General features: G+C 40.9%; 17 protein-coding genes. 4 read left to right on the top strand and 13 right to left on the bottom strand.

What is annotated here, in order from left to right; translation table 11 throughout:
- Position 1: 1 nt before the first annotated feature.
- Together mraZ and OZX63_RS04245 are read right to left on the bottom strand one after the other, a co-directional pair.
- On the bottom strand, positions 2-433 hold the full coding sequence (gene mraZ / locus OZX63_RS04250) for a division/cell wall cluster transcriptional repressor MraZ (RefSeq protein ID WP_277132578.1): 432 nt from the start codon (positions 431-433) through the stop codon (positions 2-4).
- Positions 434-604: 171 nt separating this feature from the next.
- Positions 605-931 carry a DUF3397 family protein gene (locus OZX63_RS04245; RefSeq protein WP_277144901.1) on the bottom strand — a complete coding sequence of 109 codons (327 nt, stop codon included), beginning with the start codon at positions 929-931 and terminating at the stop codon, positions 605-607.
- Between the two features lie 92 nt (positions 932-1,023).
- Between OZX63_RS04245 and OZX63_RS04240 the strand changes: the two genes are divergently transcribed.
- Positions 1,024-1,161 carry a DUF4044 domain-containing protein gene (locus tag OZX63_RS04240; RefSeq protein WP_277144899.1) on the top strand — a complete coding sequence of 46 codons (138 nt, stop codon included), beginning with the start codon at positions 1,024-1,026 and terminating at the stop codon, positions 1,159-1,161.
- Positions 1,162-1,193: 32 nt separating this feature from the next.
- On the opposite strand, the gene mreD is transcribed toward OZX63_RS04240, so the two are convergent.
- The 10 genes from mreD to ezrA all read right to left on the bottom strand — a co-directional run bounded on the left by mreD (position 1,194) and on the right by ezrA (position 13,474).
- Positions 1,194-1,727: a rod shape-determining protein MreD gene (gene mreD / locus OZX63_RS04235; protein WP_277144897.1), complete on the bottom strand. Its 534-nt coding sequence runs from the start codon at positions 1,725-1,727 to the stop codon at positions 1,194-1,196.
- On the bottom strand, positions 1,727-2,578 hold the full coding sequence (gene mreC, locus OZX63_RS04230; protein WP_277144895.1) for a rod shape-determining protein MreC: 852 nt from the start codon (positions 2,576-2,578) through the stop codon (positions 1,727-1,729). Before mreC ends, mreD begins: the two co-directional genes overlap by 1 nt.
- A gap of 49 nt (positions 2,579-2,627) precedes the next feature.
- A complete protein-coding gene (locus OZX63_RS04225; RefSeq protein ID WP_277144893.1) occupies positions 2,628-3,632 on the bottom strand; it encodes a rod shape-determining protein in 1,005 nt (334 codons plus the stop codon).
- Between the two features lie 97 nt (positions 3,633-3,729).
- Complete coding sequence (locus OZX63_RS04220) at positions 3,730-4,353, bottom strand: JAB domain-containing protein (protein WP_277144891.1); 624 nt, start codon at positions 4,351-4,353, stop codon at positions 3,730-3,732.
- A gap of 35 nt (positions 4,354-4,388) precedes the next feature.
- Positions 4,389-5,069 (bottom strand): HAD family phosphatase, encoded by a 681-nt coding sequence (locus OZX63_RS04215; protein ID WP_277144890.1) that lies wholly within the window; start codon positions 5,067-5,069, stop codon positions 4,389-4,391.
- Positions 5,050-6,327: a folylpolyglutamate synthase/dihydrofolate synthase family protein gene (locus OZX63_RS04210; protein WP_277144888.1), complete on the bottom strand. Its 1,278-nt coding sequence runs from the start codon at positions 6,325-6,327 to the stop codon at positions 5,050-5,052. Before OZX63_RS04210 ends, OZX63_RS04215 begins: the two co-directional genes overlap by 20 nt.
- Position 6,328: 1 nt before the next feature.
- Positions 6,329-8,968 (bottom strand): valine--tRNA ligase, encoded by a 2,640-nt coding sequence (locus OZX63_RS04205; protein WP_277144886.1) that lies wholly within the window; start codon positions 8,966-8,968, stop codon positions 6,329-6,331.
- Positions 8,969-9,239: 271 nt separating this feature from the next.
- On the bottom strand, positions 9,240-10,457 hold the full coding sequence (gene thiI / locus OZX63_RS04200; protein WP_277144884.1) for a tRNA uracil 4-sulfurtransferase ThiI: 1,218 nt from the start codon (positions 10,455-10,457) through the stop codon (positions 9,240-9,242).
- A gap of 3 nt (positions 10,458-10,460) precedes the next feature.
- Positions 10,461-11,618, bottom strand: coding sequence for a cysteine desulfurase family protein (locus OZX63_RS04195; protein ID WP_277144881.1), 1,158 nt, complete (start codon positions 11,616-11,618; stop codon positions 10,461-10,463).
- Between the two features lie 140 nt (positions 11,619-11,758).
- Complete coding sequence (ezrA, locus tag OZX63_RS04190) at positions 11,759-13,474, bottom strand: septation ring formation regulator EzrA (protein ID WP_277144879.1); 1,716 nt, start codon at positions 13,472-13,474, stop codon at positions 11,759-11,761.
- 343 nt (positions 13,475-13,817) lie between these two features.
- Here ezrA and rpsD point away from each other — a divergent pair, with 343 nt between their 5' ends.
- From rpsD to OZX63_RS04175, 3 genes are all read left to right on the top strand, one after another.
- Complete coding sequence (gene rpsD, locus OZX63_RS04185; RefSeq protein WP_277144877.1) at positions 13,818-14,429, top strand: 30S ribosomal protein S4; 612 nt, start codon at positions 13,818-13,820, stop codon at positions 14,427-14,429.
- A gap of 71 nt (positions 14,430-14,500) precedes the next feature.
- A complete protein-coding gene (locus OZX63_RS04180; protein ID WP_277144875.1) occupies positions 14,501-14,965 on the top strand; it encodes a YueI family protein in 465 nt (154 codons plus the stop codon).
- A complete protein-coding gene (locus OZX63_RS04175; RefSeq protein ID WP_277144873.1) occupies positions 14,965-16,269 on the top strand; it encodes a replication-associated recombination protein A in 1,305 nt (434 codons plus the stop codon). The genes OZX63_RS04180 and OZX63_RS04175 overlap by 1 nt, the downstream gene beginning before the upstream one ends.
- A gap of 105 nt (positions 16,270-16,374) precedes the next feature.
- On the opposite strand, the gene OZX63_RS04170 is transcribed toward OZX63_RS04175, so the two are convergent.
- The gene (locus tag OZX63_RS04170) at positions 16,375-17,037 is read right to left on the bottom strand and encodes a hypothetical protein (protein ID WP_277144871.1); all 663 of its coding nucleotides are present in this window, start codon (positions 17,035-17,037) and stop codon (positions 16,375-16,377) included.
- Positions 17,038-17,201: the final 164 nt, after the last annotated feature.

Raw genomic sequence — 17,201 nt, 5'->3', positions numbered from 1 at the left:
TTTATAGTTCAATATCGTCCAAATCTTCGGCAATGTCATCATAGTTTTCGTTTGCTTCATCACTGAAGCTCTCCCAGCGTTCCTTAGCCCAAATTTCAATTCGGTCGGAAACGCCAATAATGACACATTCTTTTGTCAGGTTAGCATGCTTCTTCAATGTTGTGGTCAGATTGACGCGCCCCTGCTTGTCGAATTCGCATTCCATCGCACCAGAGTAAAACAAACGCGTAAAACTACGCGCGTTTCTCTTAGTCAACGGAAGTTGCGCTAACTTGGCTTCAATTTTCTGCCATGCCTCGGTGGTATAGCCGAAAATACAGCCTTCCATTCCGCGGGTGAATACCATCTTATCACCAATCTGTTCTCGCAAACGAGCAGGGATAATTAACCGCCCTTTGCTGTCAAGATTGTGGTGATATTCGCCCATGAACATGGTTTAGCCCCCTTCCAATGAATAATTTACCACATTTCACCACTTTCTACCACAGTTTCCCTAAAAAAGGTATGTTATTTAACGATTAAATTATTTTTAAGTAAAAAAAGGCCAAATTCAGTTGAATTTTAGCCTTTTTCTTGACAAATTATTTTATAAAAATAGTGGGAATTAGATCATCATCACCAATAAGCCGATGTACCAAAAAATAGAACAAACTGTTAAATAGTTCCACAGCCGATACAATGTTTTTCCAAGCGAAATATTTTTATTTTTGATTGCATCACTGACAGCAACGATAATTACTAAGAAGAAGAAGACAAAGAAGCCATAAGGCAAAAAACTAGGTCTTCTTTCAATGTCTGTGATTAAGTAACAAGCCCAGATTAAAAAGAATGGCAAGACGTCATAACCACAAAACTTTGCCTTTGGCCAAAATTTAGTGAGCAAAAACGCTAAGACGAGGCCAACAAGTGGCAATAAAAAGACAAATAGCATGATAATTCCTCCATTACTTATTTTATCTTACTACGCAATTGAAAAAAACTCCTAATAAGAATAAAATATTGTTCAAACGAGGAGGTCAATTAATGGCACGGAGAAAGAAAAAGAAATCAGGATTTCAAAAGTTAACTATCGTGATGGCATGGCTGATGGCATTCATTACTTTAGCGGCAATTGTTGCTCAAGTAGCAATGGTATTGGTTAACAACGGTACATTTGGTTAAAAATAAAAGCGTGAGAAAATTCTCACGCTTTTTTAGTGTTGATAATTATCTAAGTTAACCATAAATGGATGACTGCGTGCTAGCCGCCCCCAAATTGGATACGATAAAATTGCAAAGACCAACGACCAAGCTAATGTTGGCAATAAACTAACTAGCATTGTCTTAATTGGAACAGCAATTACGCCAACAACGCTCAAGATTAACCAGTTATAACAGCACACAATAACAACTGCCAGTAAAACAGCTAGTATTCTTGCCCAGAATACTTCTGGAAGAAACCGTGCTGACTTCTGCAATAGCCACGTTACGATTGGCAAAATAACCGCATAGGCACCAATAATTCCGAAGAAATAAATATCAGCGACAATGCCAGCTCCGATGGCCAACCAGATCTCCTTATTATTTAAATCATCAAATAAGGCAATTAACATCATCCCAATTGGCATAATTAAGCAAGCAGCATTTCCCAGCGCCATAAATTGATGCAAAAAAAGTGCCAAACTGCCATCAAGAACTAAAGCAACATATAAGGCAAAAGCCAAAATAAACTTGCGTAGAGACCGCATTAGTCTTCCACCTTTCTCCTGATGACTGTTACAACAGATGGATCATTCAGTTCACCTGCTGGATTAATTTTAATTAAATCCGATAAGCCAAAGGAATCATGAGTTGTCCGCGCAATCGAGCCAACAAGCAATCCTTTAGGCGAATTACCACCCATGCCGCTGGTATAAATTTGCGTTCCTTGCTTTAACTTGTTGCTATCAAGGGCTTGTGTAAATGCCAGTGTACTATTACCGATCACAGTAATAATTCCATGAACCTTCTTACCATTAGTCGCTGTGGCTTCAACTGCAAACCGGTTAGCAGCCTTATCGCTAGTTGTAATTAATTCAACTTTAGATGATGCAGCACTGACTTCGACAATCCTACCAATAACGCCACCACCGCTCATCACGGCCATATTTTTGCGTAAACCAGAAGTGGTTCCCTTATTGATTACCAATAAGTCCGTCCAACTATCAGGTGAACGTGAAATTACTGATGCGCTAATTAGATCATAATCAGACAGTGTTGTCTTAATCTTTAAAGCTGACTTTAATTGCTTGTTTTCGGCTTCTAAAGTTTCATTACGAGCTTTGGTTTGCTGTAAATCAGTTACCTTGCTCTTTAAATAATTATTTTCATTCTGTGTATTCAGCAGTTCATTAACGTTGCTGAGGCCACCAGACACAAGACTGATTGGAAAATCAACGACTCTTGTGCCGACTGCGACAACATCATTGCCTAAGCTCTGAATGATTAGCGGCGTATTACGTTTATTACGCAAATGAACACTGGTACCCAACACAGAAAAAATGACAATAATAACAACACACACCGTTAATAATTTTTTATTCTGTAGAAATTTTTTCATATGGGATTGTTCCTAAAAGAAAAGCCGGCAAAAACAGCCGGCTTCAGTATTATTTGCGACTTCTACGCATTAATTCAATATTTTTAAGTGACTCACCGGTACCAATTGCGACACAGTCAAGTGGGTCCTGTGCGATAAATACTGGCACCTTAGTAGCTTCCGAAATAACATCTGGAAGGTTCTTAAGCAGAGCGCCACCACCAGTTAACACAATACCATGATCAATTACATCGGCTGCAATTTCAGGAGAAGTTTGTTCTAAAGTTTCTTTAATCGCAATAATAATATCTTGAACGACATCTTGAATTGCCTTAGCAACATCAACTGCCTTAACATCAACTGACTTCGGCAAACCAGTTACTAAGTCACGACCGCGAATATTTACGGATTCAATATCCTTTGCCTTTTCAACTGAAGCAGAACCAATCTGAATCTTAATATCCTCAGCAGTTCTTTCTCCAATTAACAAGTTAAAGTTAGAATGAACGTAATTAACAATTGCGGAATTAAACTTATCTCCAGCTTGACGAATAGAAGTTGATGAAACAATCCCACCAAGTGAAATCGTGGCAACATCAGTTGTACCACCACCAATATCAACAACCATTGAACCAGTTGGATCCATTACTGGAAGACCAGCACCGATTGCTGCAGCAAATGGTTCTTCAATAACATAAGCTTCACGAGAACCGGCAACACGTGCAGCATCAATAACCGCACGCTTTTCTACTTCAGTGACGCCTGATGGCACACAAATCATTGCCGATGGCTTCGAGTTGCCAACAGTCTTATCAATAAAATACTTTAGCATTGATGCAGTTGTATCATAATCAGCAATTACGCCGTCTTTCATTGGCCGAATTGCAACGATCGTTGCAGGTGTTCTACCAATCATTTCTCTGGCTTCTGAACCAACTGCGATTACTTTACCAGTGCGGGTATTCTTTGCTACAACAGAAGGTTCTCTAAGGACAATTCCCTTACCTTCCATATAAACAAGTGTATTGGCCGTTCCTAAATCGATACCAATATTTTTTGCTCCAAATCCAAACACGAAAATCTCTCCTTAATTATTGCAGTCTTTAAATCTTGAATAATTATAGCACAAAGCATTGTTTAAAAAAGAATTCCGCAGCAAGTTTAAGACGATTTTAAAACAATTCGTGCTCGCGCATACTTAAAAATTGGTTTTTGCCAACAATAAAATGATCTAAAAAATCAATCTGTAACATATCCGCAGCCCCTTTAAGCATGCGGGTTAGCTTAAGATCACTCTGCGACGGGGTCAAATGACCACTAGGATGATTATGAACGACAAACATCCCTGCACACGCATAAATCAAAGCCCAGCGGAAAATCTCCCGCGGATGAGCAACCGACTTATCAATTGTTCCCTTAAACAAGCACTTTTCGGCAATAATATGGTTACTGTTATCGATATAAATTGCCCATAATTCTTCCTGCTTATGACCAGCTAGTTTGTCAGCTAAATATGTCCCAACTTCATTACTTGAAGTCAAAACAGCTTCGCGATCAGGAACAGCAGTCCGCAAACGGTCAATTAATTCTTCACCAACAACTGCTAATTGCGGATCACAATTGGAACCCGAAAAATATTTAACTAAGTCATTAAAGCTGGCAATTTGTAATTGCGCTAATTTGGCTTCCACCTGCGTTAAGTCGCTGATGCCATTTGCTCGCAGTTGATTAAATAAGTTTCCTAATAATTCAATATCGGTGTTTACTAAATAGTGATTGGACTTGATGATTTCCATTCAAATCACTCCCTTCACTATTTATTACGCAAAAATCACTTAATTCTTTTTAGAAATTCATTAAAATCATGACAAATTAACGTCGCGTTTTCTTGATCCTGGTCAGTTGGCGGTAATAAATCTGGAATCATTACACACTTAAGTCCTGCGTTGGCAGCTGCAGCGACGCCAGTTGAGGAATCCTCAAAGACCAGTAAGTTTTGCTTGGGAATATTTATTTTTTTTGCAGCCCACAGGTAAATATCTGGCGCTGGTTTAGCCTTTAAGTGATGCTCTTTTACATCATCATAATTTAGGTGAAACTGAAAGTAATTCCGAATACCAGTGGCCCACATTTCCTGCTCAATACTTTTTTCATAATTACTGGAAACAATGGCTAGGGGCAAATCAAGATTATAAAATTTATCAAGTGCCTGCTGAACACCAGGTCTAAGCTCAAGCTTGCCTGCCGCAATCCACTGCTCCACCAATTCATTGGTTCGCTCAATGAAACGCACGCGTTCCTCTTCAGTTTTAAAATACCGCTCATAAAATGACCGCATTTCCTTGGTTGTTGAACCAACTAGTTTCAAATAAGTATCATCAGGCGTGCCCAAATGAGCTTCTTTTGAAGCCTGAATATTAGCCTGCCAGTATAGATCCTCGGAATTAACGAGCAGCCCATCCATATCAAACAGTATTCCCTTGATTTCTTCATCAATGCCTTGAACTTGCATTTGTGGCCTCCAATTGCAAAACTTCTCCGACGAGATAAAACGACCCCGTTACTAGCAGTATATCATTTGGCTGACTATCTTGCTTTAACTGCGTAAAAGCAGCTTGCCAGCTTGCATCATACGGATACTTTGCTTGCACTGCAGAGGGAAAGTCTGCCTTTTTAGCGGCGCGCGGATAAGCAATTGTCGTCAGTTCGACTTGATCGGACTCTTGAAATAGCGAAAAGACTTCTGTTAAGTCCTTGTCCTTCATCATCGTAATCAGCACCCGCACTTTGCCGCGACGTCTCGCCTGCTGGTCGTGAACAAAATTGAGCAAATTTTGCATTGCTTGGATATTATGTGCCCCATCTAAAATAATCAGCGGCTGATCCTGCAAAATTTGATAACGCCCCGGAATTACCGTGTGGTTAATTGCTTCTCCAATCTTTTCATCACTCAGCGGCAAATTCAGAGTACTAAAGGCCCGAATCGCAACGGCCAGATCATAACCTTCAACTTCGGGTCTAATGGCAAAAGTCAATGTTCTTCTTGCATCCCGATAGCTTGTTTGCAAGGCACTTTTTACAGTAAAGTCCTGACCTAATCGAAATACGGGGGCCTGTTCCTGCTCCGCTTTTTCTTTAATAATCGGTAAAACCGTCTGTGGTACGTTGCCTAAAACTATTGGCCGCTGATATTTAATGATGCCGCTCTTTTCCCGAGCAATATCTTGGATCGTGGGGCCAATAATTTTTTCATGATCAAGGCCGATGGTTGTAATGACGCTAACTTCAGGTTTAATCACGTTTGTGGAGTCATGCGTGCCCCCGATGCCCACCTCAATTACTGCATAGTCACACTCTTTTTGGGCAAAATAGGTAAAAGCCATGACTGCTTCATATTCAAAAGTAACTAAGCCAAAATCAGGGTCTGTTTGCCTGATTTTTTGCAAAACCTGTTCAATTTGATTAGCAGTTGCTACCAAATCAGGATCACTAAGATTTTGACCATTTAATTGGATCCGCTCACCAAACGCAAAAACGTACGGTGAGACAAAAAGGCCAGTCTTTTGACCAGCCTTTTGCAATAAATTACTTAAATAATACGAAGTAGAACCTTTACCATTAGTGCCCGTAACGTGAAGCATCTTGACTTTATCTTGAGGATTATCCAATTCTGCTAAGACCCGCTTAATAAAGGTCAGGTCACCTTTTGCGTGAAATTTGGGTAATGAATATAAATAAGATATCACATCTTGCGCTTTGGTAAAAATCACATTATTTACTCTCTTTCAAATCTTGAATTCGTTGACGAATACCAGCCAATTGACTTTCATAGTCAGCCTTCTTGGCCTTTTCCTTGTCAATAACTGCTGCTGGTGCATGAGCAACGAAACCTTGGTTAGCTAACTTCTTAGTTGAACGAGCAACTTCTGCCTCAAGGTCTTGCTCCTCTTTTGCCATCCGCTTAAGTTCATCATCAATGTTAACCAGTTCAGCTAACGGAACAAAAATTTGCGCACCGGAAATAACTGCTGTTTTAGCTAATTTTGGCGCAGCCATTTCTGTGGCAATTTCCAACTTCTTTGGGTGCAAGAAGTTCTTAACGTAATCTTCGTTGTCGGTCAAAATCCGTTCATTTGCGGCATCATCAAGTTGAATCATAATATCAATTGGTGATGACATTGGTGCATTAACTTCCATGCGAATATTCCGGACTGCCTTAATTACATCAATTAAGAATGTCATATCACGTGAAGCTTGTTCATTAACAAATTCACTGTGAGCTTCTGGGTACTTGGCAACCATAATTGACTTGCCAGTATGAGGCATGGACAACCATAATTTTTCGGTTACAAACGGCATAATTGGGTGCAATAACCGCAAAATTTGATCAAGAATCCAGATTAAGTTATCCTGCTTTCTTGCCTTTAACTCTGCGTCATCACCGTTTAAGGCAACCTTAGAAATTTCAATATACCAGTCGCAGAAGTCATTCCAGATAAAGTTATAAGCTTCACGGCCTGCCTCACCAAACTTGTATTCATCAAATAAACGAACAACTTCGCTCACTGTGTGGTTCAACCGGTCAAAGATCCAACTATCAGCTAAGTCAAACTTACTGGTATCAGGCATGTGAGCTGGCTGGGCATCTTCTGGCAAGTTCATGATTACAAATCTTGAAGCATTCCAAATCTTGTTGATAAAGTTCCAAGCTGCAGCTAACTTCTTTGGATTGTAACGAGTATCTTGACCTGGAGCTGTACCGTTCAATAAGAACCAGCGCAAAGCATCGGCACCATATTCGTTAACAACATCCATTGGGTCAACCCCGTTGCCCAATGATTTACTCATCTTTCGACCTTGTTCATCACGAATTAAACCGTGCAAAACAACGTCTTTAAACGGACGCTCATTCGTAAAGTGTAAACTTTGGAAAATCATCCGTGATACCCAGAAGAAGATAATGTCGTAACCAGTAACTAGTGCGTTAGTTGGGAAGTAACGCTTAAAGTCCGGTGCGTCTTCATCAGGCCAGCCCATCGTTGAAAATGGCCATAGAGCACTTGAGAACCAAGTATCCAGAACATCAGGGTCTTGCCGCCAGTTTTCAGCATCCTTAGGTGCTTCTTCACCAACGTACATTTCACCGGTCTTCTTATTGTACCAAGCTGGAATCCGGTGACCCCACCATAATTGGCGAGAAATTACCCAGTCATGAACATTTTCCATCCAATGTTCAAGGGTTTGCTCAAATCGCTCAGGAACAAAGTTAACCCGACCATCAGTCTTTTGGTTAGCCAACACTTTATCAGCTAATGGCTTCATCTTAACAAACCATTGAGTTGACAAACGAGGTTCAACTTGAACGCCAGAACGTTCTGAGTGACCAACGGAGTGAACAATTGGCTTAACTTTAATCAAGTAACCTTGTTCTTTTAAGTCTGCAACTAATTGCTTACGGCAGTCAAAGCGATCCATGCCGGCATATTCGCCACATTCCTCGTTCATCGTACCGTCATCATTCATGACGTTAATCCGTTTTAAGTTATGCCGATTACCAGTGGCAAAGTCGTTCGGGTCATGAGCTGGCGTAATCTTTACTAAACCAGTCCCAAAGTCTGGGTCAACGTGTTGATCTTCAATAATCGGAATATGGCGGCCAACAAGTGGTAAAATCAGTTCTTTACCAACCAAGTCCTTGTAACGTTCATCCCCAGGAGCAACCGCAACAGCAGTATCACCAAACATAGTCTCGGGACGCGTCGTTGCAATTTCAACAAAGCCCGAGCCATCAGCGAATGGATACTTAATGTGGTAAAAGGCACCCTTGTCATCCTGGTGGATAACTTCAATATCACTCAAAGCAGTTTGTAAAGCTGGATCCCAGTTAATAATATATTGCCCGCGGTAGATTAAGCCCTCGTTATATAATTGAACAAAGACGCGGCGAACAGCCTTAGATAAACCTTCATCTAAAGTAAAACGTTCACGGGAGTAATCAAGTGACAGACCCATTTTGGCCCATTGACCCTTGATAATGCTAGCGTATTCGTCCTTCCAGTCCCAAACTTGCTTGACAAAGGCTTCACGTCCCATTTGGTGACGATCTTTGCCTTGCTTGCGCAACTTGGCTTCAACTTTTGCCTGAGTTGCAATTCCCGCGTGGTCCATTCCTGGCAAATACAGCGTGTCATAGCCCTGCATCCGCTTAAAACGAATCAATGTATCTTGAATTGCTGTGTCCCAAGCGTGTCCCAAGTGCAATTTTCCCGTAACGTTTGGCGGCGGAATAACAATTGAATATGGGTGTGCCTTTTTATCGCCTGACGGCTTAAACAAATCCTCATCAAGCCAAGTTTGGTAACGACCATCCTCAACTTCCTTGTGATCATATTTTGGAGCCAAATCTGTCATATAATTTCCTTCTTTCTGATAATAAAAAAATCGCCCTAGATTTTATATCTAGGACGATTTACTAACCGCGGTACCACCTAAGTTAAGCATTTACTGCTTCTCTTGCATCGTGATAACGGCGAATTCTGCCGGATCAACTTACTATTAGTTCAGTCAATCAGTTATAAACCAAGCTACCAATTAACTCTCGGCCTCGCACCATTTTAGCCTTTCTCTGTCTATAAAGTTAATACCTCTTGGTTATTGCTTTGCTAGTTATTATAGCACGTTTTTATAGTAATGCAGCATCTTCTTCAGCTTTATCAGCTAAAAACTTGTCATTCGGATAAATTGCCGTGACCTTGATCCCTGCAAGAGCGCGTTCAATTAAGCCGTCAACGTCAAGGCGGGCTTCATATTCACGAGCCTTGTCAACTTTTGGCTTGGTCTTAGGGCGTGGTGGCGCAAAAATTGTACAACAATCTTCAAATGGCTTGATAGACAAATCAAAGGTGCCAATTTCTTCAGCCAAGCGAATAATTTCGGTCTTGTCCATCGTCGCAACTGGCCGCACAACAGGAGTTGTCGTCACGTCATTGATGGCCATCATTGACTCTAAAGTTTGTGAAGCAACTTGACCAACTGATTCACCATTAAAAATTGCCAATTCATTTCTCTTAGCCCGAATTTCATCAGCCAGCCGCAGCATAAACCGCCGTTGAACCGTCATCAAATATCCTTCTGGCACTTTTTCCTTGATTGTTTCCTGAATTTCCGCAAACGGAACGGCAATAAAGTTAATGCGACCAGCATAATTTGCTAAAATCCCAGTCAATTCCTTTGCCTTGTTCAGAGCCTTCTCAGTAGTATAAGGCGGACTAAAGAAGTGCACCATTTCAATATCAACGCCGCGCTTGAGTGCCAAGTATGACGCAACTGGTGAGTCAATCCCACCCGAAAGCATCATGACGGCACGACCACCGGTACCAACAGGCATCCCACCAGCACCATGTAATAATTGGTTAGAAATATAAATCGCATCTTGACGAACTTCAATTCGTAGAACAAGGTCTGGGTGCTTCATTTCTACCTTTAAGTCGGCCATGTTTTCAAATAAATAATCACCAACAAGTGAGTTTAATTCATTTGTATCATAAGCAAAATGGTGGTCACTGCGCTTAGTATTAACTTTAAAGGTCATGCCCTTTTTAAAAGTTTCCTTCATTAGTGCCAAAGAAGTTTCTTCAATTGCCTGCAGTGTTTTTTCAATCTTAATTGTTGGCGAATAGGTCTGGATACCAAACACCTTTTTCAAACGCTGGTCGATTTCCGCAAACGGTGCCCCATTCAGCACAATGTGCATCCGGTCATGCCGCGGGTGAATTTCAACTTCTGGGAAATTACGCAACACCTTAGTTACGTTACCAGCAAGCTTGCCGATGAAGTCCTTTCTGTTCTTTCCTTTTGTCGATAGTTCGCCGTAACGAACCATAATTTCCGTATATTCCATTAATTATTCTCCCAAATGATTAATTTTAGCAAAATGCTGGTAAATCTTATCAAAGACAGCGATAAATTCATCAGCTTCTTCTATTGTATTGCTCTCATCGAAGCTCAGCCGAATTGCGCTAGTTGCAATCTTGTCGTCAACGTGCATTGATACCAAAGTGCTGGCCTCATCAGTCTTAGTTGAAGCACAAGCAGAAGTTGTTGATGTATAAATGTCGTGTTCTTCCAGCGTGTGTACCAGGGTCTCTCCCCGAATTCCTTCAAGGGCAAAGCACAAAATATGTGGTGTAAAGCCGTCACTAACTGGCGAGAAAATTTTGATTCCCGGCTTATCCTGCAGATAATTGACAATTTTTTGCTTAATTGCGGCTTCGCGGTCAGCTTTAGCGGCCTCATCAGTCAAAAGTAACCGCACAGCCTTCGCCATTGCCGCAATTGCTGGTAAGTTCTCCGTACCAGACCGCAAACCTTTTTCTTGACCACCACCATCATGCAGCGGTGACAGCATCTTGCCTTCTTTTTTATATAAAATACCAATGCCACGTGGCGCATGGAACTTGTGTGCTGATAAGCTCGACAAGTCAACGCGCGGAGTAAATACTCGCGGCCAAATATGTTTACCAAGAGCCTGAACATTATCAACGTGGAATTGAATTGTTGGGTAGTTGGTTAGTAAATCACTGATGGCCTCAATCGGCTGGATTGTCCCAATTTCATTGTTGACACCCATAATCGAAACCAGGGTTGTGTCCGTATCAATCGCATTGCGCAAATCATTAACGTTCACGCGGCCCTCTTTATCAACCGGAAGCCGCGTAACCCGATAGCCCAAGTTCTCTAAGGCATTAAACGCGTTGGCAACAGAAGCATGTTCCACACTTGAAGTAATGATGTGCTTACCAAATTCACGCTTCTGAATTGCCGTTCCCTTAATTGCCAGATTATTGGATTCAGTTCCACCAGAAGTAAAGAAAATTTCATCTTGTTTAGTACCTAGTAAACTGGCAATTTGCTTGCGCGAACTCGTCAATAATTGAAACGCGCGGTCGCCCATTTTATGTAAACTAGACGGATTCCCCCAAATGTTTTGTGCAACTTGATCATAAGTAGCTAACACTGCCGGATCAATCTTAGTCGTCGCACTATTATCAAAATAAATCACAGACTTTACTCCCCTCAAAAAGGCCCACTGAGCCACTTCTTCAACTTATAAATTGTAACTTAAATATAGCTTTGCTTCAATTAATAATCATTTTAAAGTAAAAAACAATTCTAGGATCGCCCTAAAACTGTTTTTAAACTTTATTCATTCTTTTTATCAGAATAGTATAAATTTTCTAACCGCTGATATGATCCAGGCTCAGCCTTCTCAATTGCTGTCGCAATCGTGTCCAAAGCTTCCTTATAATTGTAGTCCTGACTGTAAAGCTGCATCGTCTTCTTTTGCGCCCGTTTAATTGCATCGTTATCAGAATACTTATTGGAGTACTGCAAGGTCAATTCAACTAAATCTGCAGAATTAATGATGTCGTCGGCTTCACGCTTCAAGCGCTCAACATCGTCAGAAATTTGAATTAACTCGTTAGAAATCTTTTCCATGTTAATTCTAACTTCACCTAATTCCTTAGCAACATGACCAATCTCATTGATTACCAAGGTATACATTTGAACAAAGGTATCAGGATTTCCCGGCAACTTTTTGCGTTCTAATCGCCGGTACACTAGAGATACTTCTTGCTTAAAGCGGTTGATCGAGTCGTTAGCCACATTCTCGGAATCATACAGACCATCGACATCCTGCGACATCTGCTTTTGCTGCTCACCAATCTCGCGCAAACGCTCCAGCATCCCCAGCCACGAATCTTTAATCGTAGAAAATACACCTTTGCCATCAGCCACGTTTTGCGTGTCAACCGTGTATTGCCGGTTCATGTCGTTGACTTCCTGCTCCAGCTGCCTACTCTTAGCTAACTCGCCGTGTGTCAGCTCGTAGCTCTCATCAATATGGCGCAGTTTAGCAACCAAATTCTTGGATTCTACCTGTTCACGCGCTAATAATCGCTGAATTTTATCTTGGTTTTCTTCAACAAATGGCCGCGCCTTGTATTCTTTAGCTAGAACATCATAGAGGGCAGTAATTTCCTTTTTAATTTCCTTAATATAGTTAGCTAATTCCGGCAGTTTTAATTCTGTCAAAAATTGCCCTGCTTCAGTAATCTGTCCGCGAATCTCTTTAATCTTGCCTAAGACATCAATTTCAGTAATGTAGTACTTATCAGCAATCATCTTTTTATAGGAATCCGACAATTCCTGCAGCTGATCTTGAAAAACAGAATCTAGCTCATGGCGACCTTGCTTAATTTGCGGCAGTTCTTGCTGCATTGTCGCCAAAGATGCCTTGATTTTGGACAAAATCCGTTTGGCCTCAACTTGATCGCCCTGCGCTGACAAATTCTTTGCTTCAGCGAAGTCATTCTCTAAGTTCGACAAGTCATTTTCGATCTGATCGATTGCCGTGCCATAATCAAACGAATCAGCCAAAACACTCTTGCGCAATTCATGATAAACCTTGATTAAGGCATCATACTGCACCTGATTTTCGCGGTTAGATTCAAGTAATTCCGTAAAAACATCCTTGGTATTCTTGGCATCATCAAAGGTCTGCTTCATGATCTCCTGAGCCTGCTTAATATTTTGGTGCGACTTAAACAAGCGATAATGAACATTCTCGTCAGCTGCCTGTTCCAGCAATTTTTGCACCTGAGGAATTTTCTTGCTTGTTGCTTCCTCATAGCTCTTGCGCCAAGTTGTTAAGGTCGTCAGGCTCTCGCCGGCAAGATCCATCTTATTTAACCGGTCAATGTCCTGCTTTAAATGCATTTTTTCAATTTTAGTAATTAAATCGTCTAACTCCAAAATTGCCCGCAATTGCCGGCGATTAACGTAGAGCATAAAGGCAACAGCAATTAAGATAAGCATAACTGCAATTACTACGATTAGAGATTGGGTTGGTGACATAATTTCTCCTCCAAAACTACCCTTTATTATAGCAAATTTCTTACTTGCTGTGGGGCCTGGTTTTAAAGATAGCTGCAATTTAATTACGAAAATATCCCTTTTTAAGCACAAAAGTGATTAAAATCACCTTTTCCCTTGCTTTAGAGCCTTAACACCGATATAATTAACTTCGTGTAAAATATTTGCAGCTATAAGTGACAAGAACGTCAACATCTTAATACGTTTTAGTGAACGAGTAACCGACGCTGCAACAGGCGAAAATGAAAATTAAGATGCACGAATGTTGAACTTATGTGTGATATTTTACTCCAGAAACTGTTATCAGATTTTATTGGAGGATTTTATGTCAAGATATACAGGTCCAAGTTGGAAACGCTCAAGAAGATTAGGTATCTCACTTTCAGGTACTGGCAAGGAAATTAGTCGTCGTAACTATGCTCCTGGTCAACACGGTCCTAACTCACGTGGTCGTTTATCAGAATACGGCGAGCAATTGCACGAAAAGCAAAAGCTTCGTTGGATGTACGGTTTAAACGAACGTCAATTTAGAACTTTGTTTGCTCAAGCCGGTAAGATCCGTGAAGGTGAACACGGTACTAACTTCATGATCTTGTTAGAGCGTCGTTTGGACAGTGTTGTTTACCGTTTAGGCTTAGCTACTACTAGACAACAAGCTAGACAATTAGTTAACCATGGTCACATCACTGTTGATGGCAAGCGCGTTGACATTCCTTCATACGAAGTTCAAGTTGGTCAAACAATTGGCTTGAAGGAAAAGTCAAAGAACTTACAACAAGTTAAGGATGCTCTTGAAGCAGTCGTAACTCGTCCATCATTTGTTTCATTTGATGACAACAAGTTGGAAGGTACTCTTGTACGTCTTCCAGAACGTGATGAAATGGAACCAGAAATTAACGAAGCCCTCGTTGTTGAATACTACAACAAGTTACTTTAATTTCTACATTGGCATGCCCCTTTCCACTTTGGAGAGGGGTTTTTGCTACCCAAGAAAGGAAATTTTCAGCCATGACAGAAGATTTAAATACTCGCGTTGAAAATGCTGCTAAAGGAATTACCCCACAAACTAAACCTGACGAGCGCCGGCGTTTCTTAGGATCACTGCGTGAGCGCGTATTAGTCAGAATGGACAATACTGAAGTTGAAAAGCCAGAATTGACTGCAACTTTTTTAGACCATTTTGCCGATTATCGTGATTACTCAATCTTAATTAATGGCAACTTAACCGGTGAATTTTTGGATCAAATCGAAGCTAAATGCGGGCAGTACAATGTTCCCTTCACCTTAGTTAATAACGATACTGCCCGAACCGGTGCTCAAGACACTGCTGTTCTTGTTGTCGCCAAGACCGCTATCAATAAGATGCGCGTTGAGATTGGGCAAGTTTATCCGCAAGAAATGCCGAAGATGGAATTAGGCCAGACGCCAAAGAAGTCTGGCTTCTGGCACCGGCTCTTTCATGGAGGCAATTAATGAAGCCGTTAGCTTACCGCATGCGTCCGCAAAATCTTGATCAAGTTGTTGGCCAGCAACATCTAATTGGTCCTGGGAAGATTATTCGCCGAATGGTTGAAGCCAAGCTGCTCTCCTCGATGATCCTTTATGGGCCACCGGGAATTGGTAAAACCAGCATTGCCAGCGCAATTGCTGGCTCAACCAAGTATGCCTTTCGGAAGTTAAATGCTGCGACGGATAGTAAAAAGCAGCTGGAACAAGTAGCCGCTGAAGGCAAAATGAGCGGCACCGTGATTTTGTTATTAGACGAAATTCACCGCTTGGACAAAACCAAGCAGGATTATCTTCTACCACTACTTGAATCTGGGCAAATTATTCTGATTGGGGCAACAACTGAAAATCCTTATATTTCGATTTCACCCGCCATTCGCTCCCGCTGCCAAATTTTCGAGCTGAAGCCATTAGCCGAAAATGATGTCGCACGGGCGATTAATCGAGCCTTAACTGATAAGGAAAATGGTCTGGGTGACTACCAAGTAAAATTAACAGATGATGCCGAAAAATTGCTGATTCAAAAAGGTAACGGCGATTTGCGAGCAACCTTAAACGGCTTGGAGCTGGCTGTTAGGTCAACTAAGCAAGAGCTAATTGCTGCTGGAAAAGAAGACACCAACTTCACCATTACTCAGCAAGAAATGGCTGATTCCATCCAGATGCGCAGCCAGAACTTTGATGCTAATGGTGATGGCCATTATGACCTTGTCTCAGCCTTTCAAAAGTCAATTCGCGGTTCTGACACCGATGCAGCCCTGCACTACTTGGCACGATTAATTGAATCAGGCGATTTGGTCTCAATCTGTCGCCGCCTAAGTGTCATTGCCTATGAGGACGTTGGCTTAGCTAATCCTGCAGCGGCTCAACATGCAATCATTGCTATTCAAGCCGCTCAAAGTCTGGGCTTCCCCGAAGCGCGGATTCCCTTAGCTAACGCCGTAATTGAGCTGGCTCTCTCACCTAAGAGCAATAGCGCAATGTCGGCAATTGATGCGGCCCTTAACGATGTTCGCAAGAATGACATTGGCGCAATTCCAGCCGATCTCAAAGACGCCCACTATTCTGGTGCCAAGAAGTTAGGCCACGGCACAGGTTATATTTATCCTCATGCCTATCCTAATGACTGGATTGCCCAACAATATTTACCTGATAAACTCGTTGGCAAGCAATACTTTGCTCCTAAAGGTAATTCTAAAATTGAAAAAGCCCTCAAGGAGCAATACCAAGTTTTGCACCAAATGCAGGAAGATGGCCTTAAACAAAAATAACTAATTAAAAAAATGCGTTAGAGCTTAAAAGTTCTAACGCATTTTTGTGTCCCTGCCTTTATAATTCATCACACAAAAAAGGAGGATTTCTCTTCCTTAAAATAATTAGTTAAATAATGGATATAATTTTTGATTATATTTAGTATAATTTAATACCATTTGCCATGAATCTTCATTATAATTATAATTAAAGTAATATTTATTTGGTAGAATATTTTGTGGCATATTATATTTTTCTAATTCTTTATTTAATATATTCATATTTAGATCTTTTAATGTATAATCTCCAAAAACCTTATTAGAATATGCATCTACCATATGATTTTCTATTACATGCATTACACCGTTGGCATCAGGATAAAATGTACGCGTATGAAAAATTAAAGTACCTAGCTTCTTCATATACTTTACACTATTAGCATGATTTTGAATTTTCTTAAAGTGATTGTATGCTTTACTATAAATCTTACGCTTATTAGTCTTTGACTTACCCTTGGCTTTCTTGACAGCTTTCTTGTAATATTTCTTTGCGGCAGCAGCTTGTGCCTTTTGCTTCTTAGTCACTGGCTTTGTATTGGTTACCGTATCCTTGTCAACTGTGGTATCAGTCGTAGTTTTACTATTATCAGTATTTGCTGGTGCGTTAGTTGTTGTTGGTTGAGTGTTATTGGTTGTCGTATCAGCTAATGCTGCACGCGATAAGCTCAATGGAGCAACTGCTGCTAGTCCTAAGACTGTTAACTTGATGATTTTCTTGTTTAAATTCATACTCAAACTCCTCCTATAATTTTAAATGCGCCAAACTCAAAATTTGCCGTAACTACAATTCACGTATACAGTATGCTCTTGACCCCCCCCGAAAAGTCAATATACTTTATACTAGTATTTACATATTTTTATCTGAAACACAAAAAATGCCCCAAATTGTCATT

Origin of the sequence: Lactobacillus sp. ESL0700 (assembly GCF_029392095.1) — a bacterium.
Lineage (GTDB): Bacteria > Bacillota > Bacilli > Lactobacillales > Lactobacillaceae > Lactobacillus.
This window is presented reverse-complemented; position numbering and strand designations above follow the sequence as displayed.